Genomic DNA, 17,728 nt, shown 5'->3' with positions numbered 1-17,728 from the left:
TCGAAGCTATTATTACGGAAAAGGATATTTATTTTTAAAAGTGTACCTGCTTGATTTCTTCTTCAATTTCCTTATGTGTTTCATCTTCAGATTTCACAAAAATCATGGTTACTACGGCTCCAATGAGCATGCAAACACCTCCTACGACAACATAATCCATTGCCTGTTTTCCGAAAATACCACTTACAACAGGACCTCCGAATAAACCATTGATAATCTGTGGAATCACAATAAAGAAATTGAATATTCCCATATAAACACCCATTTTCCGTTGTGGAATCACCTCAATAAGCATCGCATAAGGCATTGCTAAGATACTGGCCCAGGCAAAGCCTAATCCGATCATAGAGATCCATAAATTGTTGACGTCTTTAATAAAATACATGGAAACAAGCCCCAAACCTCCGCACAATAAAGCTAAAGCGTGAGTCTGCTTTTTACCAATCATTTTCGCTATTGGAGTCAACAGAAAAGCAAACGGAATTGCCCAAAGATTATACATTCCGAAAAGCTTTCCGGTAAGGTCTCCGGCATCATTAAATGCTTTGGAATGGGTATCTTCCGGGGAAAGTCCGAAATGATGGGTGGCCAACGCACTGGTTGTGAAAACCCACATGGTAAACAACGCAAACCAGGAGAAAAACTGAACAATTCCCAACTTTTTCATCTGTGCAGGAATCGCAGCAAAATCTTTGAAAATATCTGAAAACTTGGATTTGTGCTGATCTGCTTCTTTTCCATCTTCAAAATCAGCAAATTCCTGTGGAGAATATTCTCTGGTTGTTATAATGGTATACAGAATTGATATAATCAACAATGCTGCCCCGATATAAAAAGAATAAATAACATTATCAGCTACAAACCCTGCTGGTGCTTCATTGGAAATCCCCATTTTTGTTAACCAGTCCGGAAGATAAGATCCTAATACGGCCCCAATTCCGATCAGAATTGTTTGTACAGAAAATCCTATCGTACCCTGATGTTTCGGGAGCATATCTCCTACCAAAGCTCTGAAAGGCTCCATGGCGATATTCACCGAAGCATCCATCATCGCGAGAAATATTACCGCTAACAAAAGTGCATTGGCCGCAAACATTTGCGTAACAGAGGCTGCATTAGGAAGGAGAACCAATCCTATCGCGCATAAAACAGCGCCAATCAGGAAATAGGGCTTTCTCCTACCCAACGGACTCCACGTATTATCTCCCATATGGCCGATAATAGGCTGAACAATGAGTCCTGTAATGGGAGCTACCAGCCAGAACCAGGATAACTCGTGCACATCAGCTCCTAAATTCCCCAGAATACGGCTTGCATTACCATTTTGTAATCCAAATGCCATCTGGATTCCAAGAAATCCCATGCTCATATTAATAATCTGGAGCATTGATAAGTCTGGTTTTATTCTTTTTCCCGCTGCTCCGGTATCATTTTTCCCCATCATTATCGCCATTATGACTTCAGTTTTTGAATTAACGCATCTTCAATAGGTGCTTTTTCAGTAACCACTTTATCTACCACCTCATTAGGTACTGTTACAGAAAGAACATATTGTTTTACCTTCCAGCTGCCATTGATTTTTTCTACCACTCCGGAACCTCTGCAAATTTTCATCTGGGTATCCAATAATTCGTCAAACCAGGCCAGTTTTCCGTCTTTACTGAAATAAATATTTCTTTTCAACGCTTTAAAATTCCAGGTTTTCTTTTTATCGAAGTAAGGTTTTGCCCATACCATAAATGCTTTTTTATCCCAGATTTCGGTAGCATCTGTTCCAATGAACGTGGATTCATCTGCAAAGAGGTTAAAATAGGCATTATAATCTGCTTTTGCAGCCGTTGCATTAAAGGTATCAAGCATGGTACTGATTTCCGTTTTTTCTTTTTCAAATCCGGTTTTTGATTGCGCGGTAAATAAAGAAAAGCCCAGTACAAAAAGGATTAAGGTATAAGCAGTCGTTAGTTTTTTCATATATATTAATTATTTTTCTAGTTCAATGATGAATGGCGTTTTTGCAGGGATATTCATACTGTTTTGTAATGAAATTTCTTTTCCTGAAGTTACTTCTTTTCCTTTTGTATACCCATTCAGTGATTCTGCAAATCGTTTCAAGTTTAACGTCTGATCTTTTTCATTATTGTTGATGACCACCATTACACTTTCTTTTTCATTATATCTGAAATACACAAAAACACCATCCTGAGGAACGAAATTTTTAGTTTTCCCATTATGAATTGCGTCTTTTCCTTTTCTCCAGTTTAATAATTTTTGAGTAAACCGAAAAAATTCTTTCTGTTCCGGAGTCTGAGCAGATGGATTGAAGGCATTCTGAGAATCAGACTTCCAGCCTCCCGGAAAATCTCTTCGGATATCCGCATCACCTCCTTTCATTTTATCGCCTCTCATACCTATTTCTGATCCATAATAAATCTGTGGAATCCCTCTCACTGTCGAGATCATGGCAAGTCCTAATTTATAAGCCTCCGGGCTTGCGTTAAAGATTTCATTCCATCTTTCAGTATCATGATTTTCCAGGAAGACCAGAAGATTATTGATATCCGGATAAAGGAAATCGCTTGTAAAAGAGTCATAAACTCTAATCATGCCTTTATCCCAGCTTTCTTTTTCTTTGAGTGCCTTAGGTAAATTTTCAAAAAGCATAAAATCCATTACCGAAGGTAAATTTGAATTATAATTTTCTATCGCTCCGATTTTCGAATTCTTCTGCCACGCCGCAATTTGTGCTGCCGTATACAGCCATGTTTCTCCTACGATATTGAATTTGGGATATTCATCAGTAATTGCCTTGGCCCATTTTGCCATGGCGTCTTTATCATTGTAAGGATAAGTATCTACACGGAAGCCTCCCAGTTCAGCATATTCGATCCACCAGATTGCATTTTGAATCAGATATTTCAGGACCAGTGGATTTTTTTGATTGATATCAGGCATGGTGGTATCAAACCATCCGTCCAGCGCATATTTTTTATCAATATCAGAAGCATTGGTATCAAATTGCGTTGTCGTTTTATAGTTGGAGCGCTTAAATCCTTTTTCTCCATCCTCAAACCAATGTATCCAGTCTTTGGAAGGAAGATCTTTAATCATCCAGTGTGAGCCTCCCCAATGGTTGGTTACATAATCCATCACCAGCTTCATGTTCCGCTTATTCAACTCCTGGGATAATGTTTTATAATCTTCATTGGTTCCGTAGCGGCCATCAATTTTATACAGATCAGTCTGGGCGTAACCATGATAGGAATACACTTTTTCGTTGTCTTCATTCACGGGAGTAAGCCAAACGGCAGTAGCTCCCAGATTCTGAATATAATCAAGATTGTTGATGATGCCGCGGAGATCACCTCCATGTCTGCCGTTTGGCAAACTGCGATCTGCTTTTTCGGTAAATTCCGGCCTTGAATCATTCTTCTCATCACCATTGGCAAAACGGTCCGGCATGATCAGATACATAAGATCTTTTGAAGTAAAAGACTCGCGGTTGGCAGATCCCGGATTTCTTTGTTTCAGCTCATAGATATACGAGCCAATATTCTTTTTACCTTTTTTAATATGAATGGTAAACTTTGGAACGTTTATCCCGTGGGTATCAACTGTAATAAAAACATAATTAGGATTATCAACTTTCCGGATGTCTTTAATCTGTATTCCATCTGAAAGGGTAACCTCGTTATTGCCTACATCTTTTCCGTAAACAAGAATCTGAAGTTCAGGGTTTTTCATTCCCTTCCACCAGAAAGCCGGCTCTACTCTTTCCAGATTTTTCTGGGAAAAAGCGAAGGAAGCTATCGAAAGGGCGAATGCTGCATATATTGTCTTCATATTAATGTTCAATTTAGCATTAAATTTTTATATATACATCCAAAAATACAAGAGAAAGTTTCTTTTTTTGAGTTCATTTTATCTGAAATCATAAGTATAAATATCCTTATTTTTGATTTTATAACAAATACTTAATTTTTTCATAAAAAATTCATATATAAAATTCATTTTCCATGCTTTTTATTTTTAGTTTTATAGAAAAAATGTTGGATTTCAGTAATATATTCAAAACTGAAGGACCAGATGTTGTTTATACATGGACAATCCCTGTGTTTGCTACTATAATTTTCCTGGAAATGGCCTATAGTCATTTTAATAAAGAGAAAATTTATGAGACTAAAGATGTCGCAACAAATGTTCTTTTCGCCTTGCTTAATTATGGGTTAGATATTATCATGAAAGGATTTTCATTATTCGTGATGATGTTCTTTTACCAGCACCGTCTTTTCTACTGGCAGGAAGGAATATGGTATTGGATCGCTGTATTCCTGGCTCAGGACTTTGCTTATTATGTCCATCATTATGTGGATCATCATTCACGTGTTTTCTGGGCTGTACATATTACGCATCACAATTCTGACTATTTCAATATCAGTACGGGATTCAGAAGCCCTGTATTTCAGCCGCTGTACAGGTATCTGTTTTTCTCCCCATTAGCATTCATGGGCTTTCATCCGTGGCATATTCTGGTAGCTTATTCTTCTATACAGATCTATGGTACATTTGTACACACCCAATCTATTAAAAGTATGGGGTTTTTAGAATATATCCTGGTGACTCCTTCCCATCACAGGGTTCATCATGCCTGTAATATCAAATATCTGGACCGTAATATGGGAATGGGACTGATTATCTGGGATAAAATTTTCGGAACTTTTGAAAAAGAAGATCCTAAGGTTCCTGTGAAATATGGAATCTATCCTAAGATGGAATCTAAAGATCCGGCAACTACTCTATTCTATGAATGGAGAAGAATAGGAAAAGATATCAGACAACCGGGACTTTCTTTCAAAGACCGTATAAAGTATCTTTTCTATTCACCGGGATGGAGACATGACGGAACCGGAAAAACGGTGAAACAGTATCAGAAAGAATATAAAGAAAAGGTAAAAACCGGAACTCCTCTGAAAGTAAAAGAACAGATCCCAGAATCTGAAAATCAATATTCCCAACTCATTCAACAGACAGAGGATAAATAACAAAAAAATACCCCGGCCATCGAAAATTCGATAAACCGGGGCACCTTAGTGTATCTTTACAATTATTTTACTGGTTTGATAGAAATTGCGAAACCGCCGCTTCTTGCCATTTTAAAATTAATTTTTGATTTTCCTGTAATCTCTTTCTTGTAGATGTTATAGCTTTGAGGATTATCAATATAATCAGCATTTTTTCCATCTTCATAGATCGTTGCCTCATATTTCTTTCCTTTATCCAGGAATGAGAAATCTACTGTATACTCACGTTTGTTTTCATCGGTAATACCTCCAACAAACCAGTTTTCAGTTCCTTTTGCTTTTCTTGCTGTAACTACATAATCACCGGGCTCTGCTGACAAAATTTTGGTATCATCCCAATCTGCTGCCACATCCTTGATAAACTGGAATGCATCCATATGCTTTTTGTAGTTTTCAGGAAGGTCTGCAGCCATCTGAAGCGGCATATACATAGTTACATAAAGTGCCAGCTGTTTTACCAGCGTAGTTTTTACAAAACGGTTATCTCCAGGGAAATAATAGTCAAGTTTTGTCTGAAAAATTCCTGGTGTATAGTCCATAGAACCTCCCATCCATCTTGTAAATGGAAGAACTGTCTGGTGATCTGGCTTGTTTCCTCCGAATGCTTCATACTCTGTTCCACGTGCTGCTTCTGCAGAGATGTAGTTCGGATAGGTACGGCTTTCTCCTGTTGGACGTACAGATTCGTGGGAATTAACCATGATTTTATAGTCATTTGCTTTTTCAGCAATTCTATAATAATGATTAATCGTCCACTGAGAATAATGATGTTCTCCTCTAGGAATAATATCTCCTACATATCCTGTTTTCACAGCATCATAGCCATACTTATTCATCGTCTGGAACGCTTTATCCGCCCATCTTTCATAGTTCGTGGCAGAACCTGAAGTTTCATGGTGCATGATTAGTTTAATTCCTTTCGAATGAGCATATTCATTCAACATTTTGATATCAAAATCCGGGTAAGGAGTAATAAAATCGAAAACAAATTCTTTTGAGTGTCCGAACCAGTCTTCCCAACCTACATTCCAACCTTCAATCAACAATCCCTGGAATCCGTTTTCTGCGGCAAAGTCAATATATTCTTTAACTTTTGTATTGTTGGCTGCATGTTTTCCGTTTGGAGTTAATTTTGTAAAATCAGTTTTACCCAAATGAACATTCTCCGCAGTAGAATATGCCCACTGTGATTTTCCAATGATCATTTCCCACCAAACACCCATGTATTTTGTAGGGTGAATGTAAGAAGTATCAGTGTACTTCGTAGGCTCGTTAAGGTTGAAGATCATTTTAGAATCCATCACCTGCTCTGCTTTTGGAGCTACAATAATGGTTCTCCAAGGCGTTACTGAAGGAGTCTGAATATATCCTTTCGCTCCTTGTCTGTCAGCAGTCAAATGCGTTTTGAACTTATAGTTCTGTGCGTCTACTTCAAGATGGGAAGCCGGATAATCTAATACTGCAGCTTCAGCAACATTGATATACAATGGCTCTTTTCCTTCTTTTTTAAGCATCAAGGGAGACTGTACTGCATTCTTCACCAATGACTGGGAAGCGTTTGCATCGTATGCTTTGTCCCATTTTGAAGGGATTTCAGATACTTTGGTCTCCTGATACTGGTATTCCTGAGAATCATAATCTGCAACCATCCACCATGCTTTCATATCGGTAGGGAAATCGATTTCAGAATCTTCTTCTCTAATGACGAAATAATTAAGGTTTTTCTGTTGTGGGAATTCATATCTGAATCCCAGACCATCATTAAACAACCTGAACTTTACCACAATACTTCTCTCTGTAGAAGCCTGGTTAAGGGTAACTGCCAGTTCGTTGTAATGATTAATATAATTTTTCTTTTCTCCTAAAACCGGCTGCCAGGTTTCATTTTTGAAGTCTCTTTTTTCATCTGTCTTTGCAAAACCGTTGTTCAGATCGTATTTTGCATCTTCTGGTTTGGCAATCTCAGAAGCGAACTTTATAGCTGTGTCTTTAAATAATCTCAATCCCAATTTAGAATCTTCTACCACTACCGCTCCATTATACTTAAGGTTGTAGTAAGGTACTCCTTCTTTCAACTGAAAGTTCATTTCGAACTTTCCGTCCGGAGATTTTAAAGATTGGGCTTTCACACCTGTAAACATCATTGAGAGCAAAAGCGCTCCAACTGTAATTTTCTTCATAATGACTATTTAATTAACTTAAAAAATAAAGTGCTGCGGTAAAGCAGCACTTTGCTTTATTTTAGTTGAGTTGAGTTTCTAATTAATTTAAAAATATTGGAATTGCCGAATATTCCGCAGTGATATCATTGAAATATACGTCATACTTAAAGGTTTCACTTACCGGAATATTTCCTCCTCCAAGCTCAGCTATACCAAAGAACTCCTGAGCTTTTCCCCAGTTTGTTCCCCAATCATGATTTGCTCTGAATTTGAATTCACCTGAATTTAGAGTAACATTTTTCTTAACCCAAATGTGAGAATCAAAAGTTGACTTCTGTAAATCCAGATCTGTATTCCAATCTCCTGATGCAGTTCCAATCATTGAAATCGTATTATAGGTAACCGTTGGAGATCCAATTGAAGTAAAAGTATATGTTAAAGTATTGATATCAACTGTCAATTTATAATATCCAGCAGCAGACACAGAAATATTTCCTGAAGAACCGCTTGTACTTAATGTACCTGCAGTGCCCATTCCATATTGAGTATTCCAGGATCCTGGAGTTTTAATCATTTTAAAACCGCCTTGTGCAAAATATCCGGTATAAGAATAAACTCCTCCTGCAGCTGTTTTTTGTAATGGAAGAAACTTCGTATTTGTATCTGTATTATCCCATCCTGCCGATGTAGCATCCCCAATCAGATATAGATCATTATAATTGTAAACCGGCCCTAAAAGATAGGGCGTTACTTTTAAGGTATTCACATCAGAATAGAAAGGTGCAGCACCAATCAAAGTTCTTAGCCGAACTTCAATCTCAGCAACTACATTAGTAGCAGCTCCTAAGCCTAATGCTATATTATTAAGCTGTTTATTAGTAAAACTTAGAGGAGAAGTTGTCACTTCCATAGTAGAAGCATCCTTAAAATTTTTCCCTTTTATTGCAAATTGCAACTGTTGTGTATAAACTACAGGTACGTTAAAGGTTGATTTATTCCAAGTGATATTTAGAGCTACATTGTCAGGATTAGCCTTATCTAAAACAATAGTTGTTTTATCTGGTGTAATCTTACTTTTTACAGTTTCTGTAATAATTACCTGGTCCTCATCTTTTTCACATGAAATAACAAAAATTCCAATAAATGCTATTGCTAAAATTTTAAAAAAGTTTTTCATTTTTAGATTGTGTTTAAAAGTTAATATCCAGGGTTTTGAACCAAGTTAGGATTAGCTACTATATCATTTGCTGGTATAGGGAAAAGATTTCTATATTCATCTACACCTTTACCTTCCTTTACACCACCTTTCCAAGGCCATAGATATGAACCTGACGTAAATTTACCATAACGAATTAGGTCTGTTCTTCTCGTTGCTTCCCAAGACATTTCTCTAGATCTTTCGTCTAAGAAAAAATCGGTATTAATTGAAGCAACAGTAGTTCCTCCAGCTCTGGTCCTTAAGGCATTTACATATCCTAATGCAGTGGCTGCATCTCCTCCTGATCCACCTCTTGAAACTGCTTCACCATACATAAGGTAAATATCCGCTAAACGATATAAAGGAATATCTGCGTCAACAAAATTACCTGATACATCTGATCCAGGGGCCCCATTAGAATACTTTATATTTTTATATTTAATAAATGCATAACCATCTGTAAATGTTGATATATTATTTATTTCTAAATTTTGGCCATTTGTATAGAAATTTCCTCTTTTGTCACTTGGGGAACCTGCAAATAGATTAACAAAAGATTTTGTAGTTCTTATACCACCCCAACCTCCATTGATTCCGAATTGAGAAGCAGGCATCGAGCCTCCAACTGCAGCGTGTACCATAAAAGTTGAACCTCCGTAAGTTTTTGTACTTGTACCATCATAGTTTACAGATAAAATAACTTCAGGATTATTTACATTATTATCTGCCATAAATAATGATGGATAGTTTGACTTTAATGAATATCCTGCATTTATTACTTTATTACAGTATGTGATACAATCCGTATATCTTGCTGTGCCTGTATAAACTTGTGCATTTAAATATAGTCTTGCTAATAAAGACCAAGCAGCAGCTTTATCTGCTCTGCCATATTCATTACTTCTTGCATCTTTAAGCTCATTTGCACAAGCTAAAAGCTCAGACTCTATATATTTGAATAGTTCTGCTCTAGCAATTCTTGGAGGAGGTGTATTAATGATATCAGTAGTCTCAGTTACCATTGGTACATTTCCAAACAGATCCATTGCATGATAATACGATTGAGCTCTTAGAAAACGAGCTTCAGCACGCATATATTTTGCTTCTGTAAGATTACTTCCGGTGATTCCGTTTGTAGAAAGTTTTTCGTCAGTCGTATTTTTAATAAATTCATTACTTACAGCAATTACATTGAATATTCTATAGTATATCGCTGCAACAAAAGGATTGGAAGCATTCCAAGTCATATTATGCATATCCGGAAGACCTGCATCAGACCAAGCAATAACAGCTTCATCTGTTGTTAAAACCTGCATACTGTACATTTGACGAAGATAGTTTGAGAAACCACCGTCAATTCCACCTATATCCGTATTACCATCTGCATTATTTTGATCTCCCTGCCCCCCAATTGCTAGTCCTGCATAAATTTTAGCTAAAGCAGGTTTATAATTATTAAAATCTTTGTATAAAACAGTAGCTGTTAATCCTAAACTTGGTTCTCTCTCAAGATCTTGTGTACAAGAACCTGCAAAGAATAGAGTCCCTAGAGTAATAGACCCTATAATTATTTTTTTATATAAATATTTATTTTTCATGTTGATTAAAATTGGAAGTTAAACCCTACTGAATACACTTTCGGTCTTTGATAGAAACCATTGTCAATTCCTCCAAATACCTCAGGATCTACACCTTTATATTTCGTAATCACAAAAACATTTTGTGCCATTGCATTTACTCTTAAATTTGTTCCTTTTCCCATAAATTCTCCTGCATTATAAGCAATTGAGAAATTGTCCATTCTAAGAAATGATGCATCTTCAATAAACATATCCGAGAAAAGTTGTGTTGTAGCAAACTGTGTTGCTAGAACACTTGAATTTGTATTGCTCAAGAAATTATTCGCCTGAATATTTGCAATTGAGCTATTAGAAGCAGAATTATTATAAACGTAATTTCCTAAAACAGCTCTAAGCGATGTACTAAATTCCCATTTCTTTACACTTACCTTTGTAGAAAAGCCTAAGATTACATCAGGATTTGGTGATTTATAGAAGTATTTATCATCTTCAGTAGATTTCCCATCACCATTTCTATCAACATAAGCTCCTTCTAAAGGCTTTCCGTTGCTATCATAAACTTGCTGATAAACATAAAACGCATTAAGGGGCTGACCAACTGTAATTGCTTGAATGTAGTTATTAATACCGGTAAGCGTTCCTACTTGAATTTTATATGATGAATCTACATATTGAGATAAACTTGTAACCCTAGGATTAAATCTGGTAGCATTAAGATTTACATCCCAAGTTATACTTTCATTTTTCACCGGAACCAAATTCAAGTTAGCTTCAAAACCTTTATTAGCAATAATTCCAACATTTTTAATATTAAAGTTACTTAAATCACCTGCCCAGGTAGGTACTTTTGCAATAAGGTTTTCAGATTTTTTATCAAAATAATCTATTGAACCACTAATTCTATTATTTAAAATTGCAAAGTCCAAACCTAAGTTTTTAGTAGTTGTTGTTTCCCAAACCAAGTTTGGATTGTAAACATCCGGACGAAGTAATGTATAGAAACTATTACCAAACTGATACTGTGCAGTACTACTATTACTATAAGAATAAGAACCAAATGCAGGATAGAAATTACCTGTTTCTTGCTGACCTGTTTTACCCCAACCTGCTCTTATTTTTAATGAACTAATCGCTGAAATGCTTTTTAAGAAACTTTCTTCATTAATTTTCCACGCAACTGATACTGCTGGGAAATTGCCCCATAACAGGTTTTTATCAGCTCCATTCCAAAATGTTGAAGAACCGTCTCTTCTGATAGAACCATTGATAATATACTTATCTGCTATAGTAAAGATACCTCTGGCATAAAAAGACAGTAAAGTTCTCTGCGTATCTCCTGCAGTTGAAAAATCGGTTTTTTGACCATTTCCATAATAGGTAGGAGCTGCCGGAGTAATCGATCGTGTATCTTGGTAAGAGTAACCACCAATAATATCTACAGTTGTATTAATCGCATTAATCTTTTTTACATAATTCAGATAAGATTCAAATAATTTACTTTTAATCTCCTGAGAATATGAACGATAAGATCCTAAAGTTCCAATTCCTTGAGCATATTCTTTATATGTGTTAACAGAACCATCACTTTTTGCATAATCATAAGATCCTGTTATGCTCAGTCTTAATTCAGGTAAAAAATGAAACTTATAATCTAATTGTAGACTTGGAATAATCCTAAAGACAGATGAAATATCTCTTTTACCATATAATAAACCTAATGGGTTTCTTGTTCCATTTACGTTTAAACCTGTTGCTGTATTGGCAGGATCTAACCATTCATAATATCCTCCATATTTAGAATTCCCTGAATATACTGGCTGCGTTGGATCAAAATAAATAGAAGCTCCAATAGCTCCAGCATCTGGGAATCTGTTCTCAGAAAAAGTTCCTTTAAAATTACCATTAACTGTTAAATGATTATCAAAAAATTTAGGTGAAAAATTTAAACCTAATGAAGTTCTTCTGAATTCATTTGTTCTTACAATCCCGTTTTGCTCATTGTATCCCAAAGATACTCTATATGGCAAACCTTTTATCCCCCCGGAAAATGCGACATTATTATCTGTCCCCCAGGCTTGTTGATAAATTTTATCCTGCCAATTAGTATTTGCAGTACCGAGATAAGATTTCTGAACATTTGTACCAAAAGTATTTACAAAACTTCTAAACTGATCTGCATCCAAAACATCTACATTACTCATTTTAGTAGAGACGGAAAAATTAGTATTGAAATTAACTTTGAATTTACCTGCTGTACCTTTTTTCGTTGTAATTAATATAACTCCGTTCGAAGCTCTGTTACCGTAAATAGCTGCAGAAGATGCATCTTTTAAAATATCAAATGTTTCGATATCATTCGGATTAATCAATGATAAGGGATTCGTTGCTCCACTCAAACTGTTAAAATCTATAGGAACACCATCGATAACAATTAGCGGATCATTATTAATGAATGAGGAACCACCTCTTACTCTAATTGTAGAACCTGAACCAGGAGCACCGCTGTTTCCGGTAATTTGAACCCCAGGAGTTTTACCAACAATTAGTTGATCAGCAGTGGCTGCTCCCCCATTAAAATCTTTGGATGATACAGAAGAAATAGATCCTGTAAGATCTGTCTTCTTCTGCTTACCATATCCAATCAAGACAACTTCGTCTATCTTCTTCTCCTGAGGAAGAGAATCTTTTTTCTGCGCATGTATTACTGTACTGGCCAGTAAAAAAGCGGGCGCGATTTTTAATACTGTTGTAAAATTCTTCACAATCTTATTTTTTTATAGTTTCGTTTTTCAGTCATATTTTGGCCCAGAGCCAGACTCGCAATTTAAAAAAAAAATAGAATTATTATAAATTTAATATAATTTTAGTTAAAATTATGTATATTACGAAACCGATTTTAGTTAGTTTTTTAAAATCCAATAATTTACAACGTCTTATGCGATGCATAGCATTTGTTTTAAATTAAGAAAATGTTAAACAACCATTTAACTTATTTTCATATTCAGCTCCTGAAATTTGCTTTCTTCATCATAATAATGCCACTAATAGCGGTATTCGACAGATATTCCTTATCTTTGCAGTCAAAACTTTACTATAAATGTCAAACAGAAAGATGATTACGGCAGCTTTGCCTTACGCAAACGGCCCGGTTCATATAGGACATTTGGCAGGTGTTTATATTCCTGCGGATGTTTACGCAAGATTTCAGAGAAGATTAGGAAAAGATGTAGCGTTTATCTGTGGTTCGGATGAGCACGGGATTCCTATTACCATAAGAGCTAAAAAAGAAGGAGTAACTCCTCAGGATATCGTGGACAAATATCACGGGATCATAAAAAAATCTTTTACTGATCTGGGAATTTCATTTGATGAATATTCAAGAACAACGTCTAAAAAACATTATGAAACCAGCCAGGATTTCTTCAAGGTTTTATACGAGAAAGGAAAATTCACAGAAGAAATTTCTGAGCAGTATTTTGATGAGCAGGCAGGTGAATTCCTTGCTGACCGTTATATTGTAGGTACATGTCCTAATTGTGGTAACGAAAATGCTTATGGTGACCAGTGTGAGAAATGTGGTTCTACCCTTTCTCCTTCCGAGCTGATCAATCCGAAATCAATGCTTAGCGGAAATATTCCTATCCTTAAAGAAACAAAAAACTGGTATCTGCCATTAAACGAATATGAAGACTTTTTAAATGAGTGGATCATTGAGGGCCATAAAGACGACTGGAAACCTAACGTATATGGACAGGTTAAATCGTGGCTGAATGATGGCCTTAAGCCTCGTGCCATGACCAGAGATCTGAACTGGGGAGTTCCTGTTCCTCTTCCGAATGCAGAAGGAAAAGTATTATACGTATGGTTTGATGCTCCTATCGGTTATATCTCTTTCACCAAAGAATGGGCAGAAAAGAACGGAAAAGACTGGAAAGATTACTGGCAAAGTGAAAACAGTGACCTTGTACATTTTATCGGAAAAGATAATATTGTATTCCACTGTATTATTTTCCCTTCAATGATGAAAGCGCATGGAGATTATATTATGCCGGCTAATGTTCCTGCGTTTGAATTCCTGAACCTTGAGAACGATAAGATCTCAACGTCAAGAAACTGGGCGGTATGGGCTCATGAATATGTAGAAGACTTCCCTGGACAACAGGATGTTTTAAGATATGCTCTTCTTTCATCGGCTCCGGAAACCAAAGATAATAACTTTACATGGAAGGATTTCCAGACTAAGAATAATTCTGAACTGGTAGGAATCTTCGGAAACTTTATCAACAGAGTTGCTGTTCTTATTCATAAATATTATGATGGTGTTGTCCCACAGGGAGATGTGAACAGCCCTGAACTGCAGGAAATAAGTAAGTCTGCAAAAGAAATCTCAGGATTCCTAGAAAATTATGAGTTCAGAAATTCATTAACAGCATTAATGAATCTTGCCCGTTTTGGAAACCAGTATCTTCAGACTGAAGAACCTTGGAAAACGATTAAAGATAACCCAGAAAAAGCGGCTCACTCATTATTCGTTGGAGCACAAATAGCTGTTGCATTAGCTCAGTTATGTGAACCTTTCATGCCTTTCAGTTCTGAAAAACTATTGAACATGTTCAATGTTGAGAAGAAAGACTGGAACACTATTGAAAATCAATCAGTATTAATTGAAACTGGTCATAAAATCAACGAATCATCACTTCTTTTCTCAAAAATTGAAGACGACGTCATCGAGGCTCAGATCAAAAAGCTGGAAGACACAAAACAAAACAATAAAAAAACAAACCCTAACGCAAACCCTATGAAAGAAGAGATCACGTTTGATGACTTTACTAAAATAGACCTTAGAACAGCTACAATTATTGAGGCTGAAAAAGTAGAAAAAGCAGATAAATTACTAAAACTTACTGTAGACACAGGAGTAGATGTAAGAACTGTTGTTTCGGGGATTGCAGAAAGTTTCACGCCTGAAGAAGTAATTGGTAAGCAAGTAATGATCCTTCTGAACCTTGCTCCAAGAAAAATCAGAGGAATTGAATCTCAGGGAATGTTATTATTAACAACTAAACCAGACGGAAAATTATCTTTCGTAACACCGGACGACAGCAATGTTGAAAACGGTATTGAGATTGGATAATTAGAATCCTTATAAAGATAACAGGCTGTTTCACTAGAAGCAGCCTTTCTTTTATCTACAGCTTATGGTTAACAAAAATGTTTTAAGAAAGCTTTCCGATCAGGAATTAGAGGGATATTTAAAAGAAGGCAACCGTTTTGTTCCGGAAGCCGTTCAGATCGCTTTCGAAATTCTGGAAGAAAGAGGACGTACTTTCAGTGAAATAGAAAAAACAGCTGTTCAGCAATTGATTCAGAATAAAAAAGAAGAAGAGGAAGCAAAGCATACCGAAGAGGTAGAAGTCTGGAAAGACCATATCACAGAAGATCCGCAGGCTGTTAAGCTTTATTCCCGAATGACTATTTTAGTCAGCTCCGTTTTTTTCTCTCCGATCCCGGGGTCTATTTTACTGTTCCTTAATTTAATTAAACTAAAAAAATACCTTGCAAGCTTCTTAGCACTGGCATTTGCCTTTCTGTTTTTTATATTTCAAAAATACGTTCTGCTTTCCCATTTTGACTTTGGTACCACTTCCAGATACAGTCCCGAAATTGGAGTCATTGCAGCAGGTGCTTTGGGTTTACTTGTCATCAGTGTTGTAGCAACTCCAAAAAAACTTCCTTACCGTGCAGAATCTTATATTCTTCCAGTGATTTTATGTGCCGTAACTGCTGTTCTGATGTATTTCTATTCTCCGGAATGGTTTTCTTTTTATCCATTGGCAAGAGCTATCAATATATTTAGACAATAATAAGGAGCTGTTTCCCGCTATCCACTTTTACTCCTCGCGCCTGGCCCGGGAGCCAACTCCATGCTGTGGGGTAACCGTTCCTATCGGGGCTAGAGAGAAGTACAAAAAACAAAAATTGCCATCCTGTTTGCAGAATGACAATGTATTATTTGTTGAGATTGCTTCGCTTTCAGCTCGCAATGACTTGTTATCAATTATTTCTTAGTGAGTTTTGCCAGGTACGAATCTTCATCCCTCAATACTCTTTCTATTTTGAAACCATTATTTGTAGCTGCATTTTTCAACGTATTAAAGTCAAGATATAGCCAGGTAATCGGTTCTTCAGATTCTCCTTTGTAGTGAACCATATATTCCAGTTCCCCGTAATATCCACCCGCAGGAATGTATACTCCACCATCTTTATCGCGGTCAAACATATAAAGAATATCTGTGCTGTCAATCATAACTTGCCCTTTATCGTTTAATAAAGTATGCAGCTTCTGAAGATAAGTATCAATTTTCGCAAGGCTTTCAAAAACACCGGTACCGTTCATCAACAACAAAATCGTATCAAAAGTCTCTCCTGAAAAGTCAAGCATATTTTCACAAACTGCTTTTTTAATGCCTCTCAGCTGGCAGACTTCAATAGATTTTGGTGAAATATCCAATGCTGTCACATCAAGATTTTTTTCATTCTGAAGATATAAAGCATGAGAACCCGCACCCGCTCCGATATCCAGAACCTTTCCTTCGGATAACTGCAGTGCTTTCTGCTCAATATCATTCATTTCTTCAAAATCTCTGAATAAATATTCTACCGGAAGTTCATCCAGCTCAGAAATTGATGTTTCAGTCTGCAGGTCTTCAGGATTTTCATTGTGGTAATAATCCCAGATCGCTCTGCCCATTAAATCTTTCATAGCGCAAAGATACGGCTTCAGAATGCAAAGTTCAAAGTTTGAGATTCAGGTTTTTTGAGTTACGTATCTTGCTGTTCATTGTAACATTTATGGACATTATTATATAACGCAGTAGATCGCAATTTTTTTTAAGGACAGGTATACTCTTTTAAGATCGCTAAGGCGTTCCACTCAGCAATGAAACAATAATATCTTAGCTAAATGAAATGCCTTAGCGAACAAAATTATTTTCAGGTCAGATTAAAAAACTTTGCGGCCCCAGCATTAAAAAGAATTTTCATGATAACATCTGAATACATTATTATAACGTAGTAGATCGCAATTTTTTTTTAAGGACACGCTTACTCTTTTAAGATCGCTAAGGCGTTCCACTCAGCAATGAAACAATAATATCTTAGCTAAATGAAATGCCTTTGCGAACGAAATTATTTTCAGGTCGGATTAAAAACTTTGCGGCCCCAGCATTAAAAAGAATTTTCATGATAGCATCTGAATACATTATTATAACGTAGTAGATCGCAATTTTTTTTTAAGGACACACTTACTCTTTTAAGATCGCTAAGGCGTTCCACTCAGCAATGAAACAATAATATCTTAGCTAAATGAAATGCCTTTGCGAACGAAATTATTTTCAGGTCAGATTAAAAAACTTTGAGGTCCCAGCGTTAAAAGAATTTTCATGATAGCATTTGGGCACATTATTATAACGCAATAGATCGCAATTTTTTAAGGATGTGCATATTTTTTAAGAGCGCTAAGGCGTTCCACTCAGCAATGAAACAATAATATCTTAGCTAAATGAAATGCCCTTGCGAACGAAATTATTTTCAGGTCAGATTAAAAAACTTTGCGGTCCCAGCGTTAAAAGAATTTTCATGATAGCATTTGGGCACATTATTATAACGCAATAGATCGCAATTTTTTAAGGATGTGCATATTTTTTAAGA

At 36.2% G+C, this 17,728-nt stretch carries 11 protein-coding genes; 3 read left to right on the top strand and 8 right to left on the bottom strand.

The window, feature by feature from the left end; genetic code table 11:
* Positions 1 to 34: 34 nt before the first annotated feature.
* From FB551_RS02390 to FB551_RS02380, 3 genes are read right to left on the bottom strand one after another with little or no spacing between them, the layout of a single operon-like run.
* Positions 35 to 1,453 (bottom strand): MFS transporter, encoded by a 1,419-nt coding sequence (locus tag FB551_RS02390; protein ID WP_142014623.1) that lies wholly within the window; start codon positions 1,451 to 1,453, stop codon positions 35 to 37.
* Positions 1,453 to 1,971 (bottom strand): nuclear transport factor 2 family protein, encoded by a 519-nt coding sequence (locus FB551_RS02385; protein WP_142014621.1) that lies wholly within the window; start codon positions 1,969 to 1,971, stop codon positions 1,453 to 1,455. Before FB551_RS02385 ends, FB551_RS02390 begins: the two co-directional genes overlap by 1 nt.
* A gap of 9 nt (positions 1,972 to 1,980) precedes the next feature.
* Positions 1,981 to 3,840, bottom strand: coding sequence for a glycoside hydrolase family 13 protein (locus FB551_RS02380; protein WP_142014619.1), 1,860 nt, complete (start codon positions 3,838 to 3,840; stop codon positions 1,981 to 1,983).
* A 203-nt stretch (positions 3,841 to 4,043) separates the two neighbouring features.
* On the opposite strand from FB551_RS02380, the gene FB551_RS02375 reads away from it, so the two are divergent.
* Positions 4,044 to 5,039 carry a sterol desaturase family protein gene (locus FB551_RS02375; protein ID WP_142018052.1) on the top strand — a complete coding sequence of 332 codons (996 nt, stop codon included), beginning with the start codon at positions 4,044 to 4,046 and terminating at the stop codon, positions 5,037 to 5,039.
* A gap of 62 nt (positions 5,040 to 5,101) precedes the next feature.
* Here the strand turns inward: FB551_RS02375 and FB551_RS02370 are convergent, their stop codons facing one another.
* From FB551_RS02370 to FB551_RS02355, 4 genes are all read right to left on the bottom strand, one after another.
* Positions 5,102 to 7,258, bottom strand: a complete 2,157-nt coding sequence (locus tag FB551_RS02370; protein WP_142014616.1) for a glycoside hydrolase family 97 protein — start codon at positions 7,256 to 7,258, stop codon at positions 5,102 to 5,104.
* A gap of 82 nt (positions 7,259 to 7,340) precedes the next feature.
* A complete protein-coding gene (locus FB551_RS02365) occupies positions 7,341 to 8,417 on the bottom strand; it encodes a SusE domain-containing protein (protein WP_142014613.1) in 1,077 nt (358 codons plus the stop codon).
* 20 nt (positions 8,418 to 8,437) lie between these two features.
* Positions 8,438 to 10,036: a RagB/SusD family nutrient uptake outer membrane protein gene (locus tag FB551_RS02360; protein ID WP_142014611.1), complete on the bottom strand. Its 1,599-nt coding sequence runs from the start codon at positions 10,034 to 10,036 to the stop codon at positions 8,438 to 8,440.
* Between the two features lie 5 nt (positions 10,037 to 10,041).
* On the bottom strand, positions 10,042 to 12,780 hold the full coding sequence (locus FB551_RS02355) for a SusC/RagA family TonB-linked outer membrane protein (RefSeq protein ID WP_142014608.1): 2,739 nt from the start codon (positions 12,778 to 12,780) through the stop codon (positions 10,042 to 10,044).
* 335 nt (positions 12,781 to 13,115) lie between these two features.
* Between FB551_RS02355 and metG the strand changes: the two genes are divergently transcribed.
* Positions 13,116 to 15,152, top strand: a complete 2,037-nt coding sequence (gene metG, locus FB551_RS02350) for a methionine--tRNA ligase (RefSeq protein WP_142014605.1) — start codon at positions 13,116 to 13,118, stop codon at positions 15,150 to 15,152.
* Positions 15,153 to 15,216: 64 nt separating this feature from the next.
* The gene (locus FB551_RS02345) at positions 15,217 to 15,882 is read left to right on the top strand and encodes a hypothetical protein (protein WP_142014602.1); all 666 of its coding nucleotides are present in this window, start codon (positions 15,217 to 15,219) and stop codon (positions 15,880 to 15,882) included.
* 194 nt (positions 15,883 to 16,076) lie between these two features.
* Here the strand turns inward: FB551_RS02345 and FB551_RS02340 are convergent, their stop codons facing one another.
* Entirely contained in the window at positions 16,077 to 16,781 is a 705-nt protein-coding gene (locus FB551_RS02340; protein ID WP_142014600.1) for a class I SAM-dependent methyltransferase, read from the bottom strand.
* Positions 16,782 to 17,728: the final 947 nt, after the last annotated feature.

Source organism: Chryseobacterium aquifrigidense (assembly GCF_006716485.1).
GTDB lineage: Bacteria > Bacteroidota > Bacteroidia > Flavobacteriales > Weeksellaceae > Chryseobacterium > Chryseobacterium vietnamense.
The sequence above is the reverse complement of the archived record's forward strand: the minus strand, read 5'-3'. Positions and strand labels throughout refer to the sequence as shown.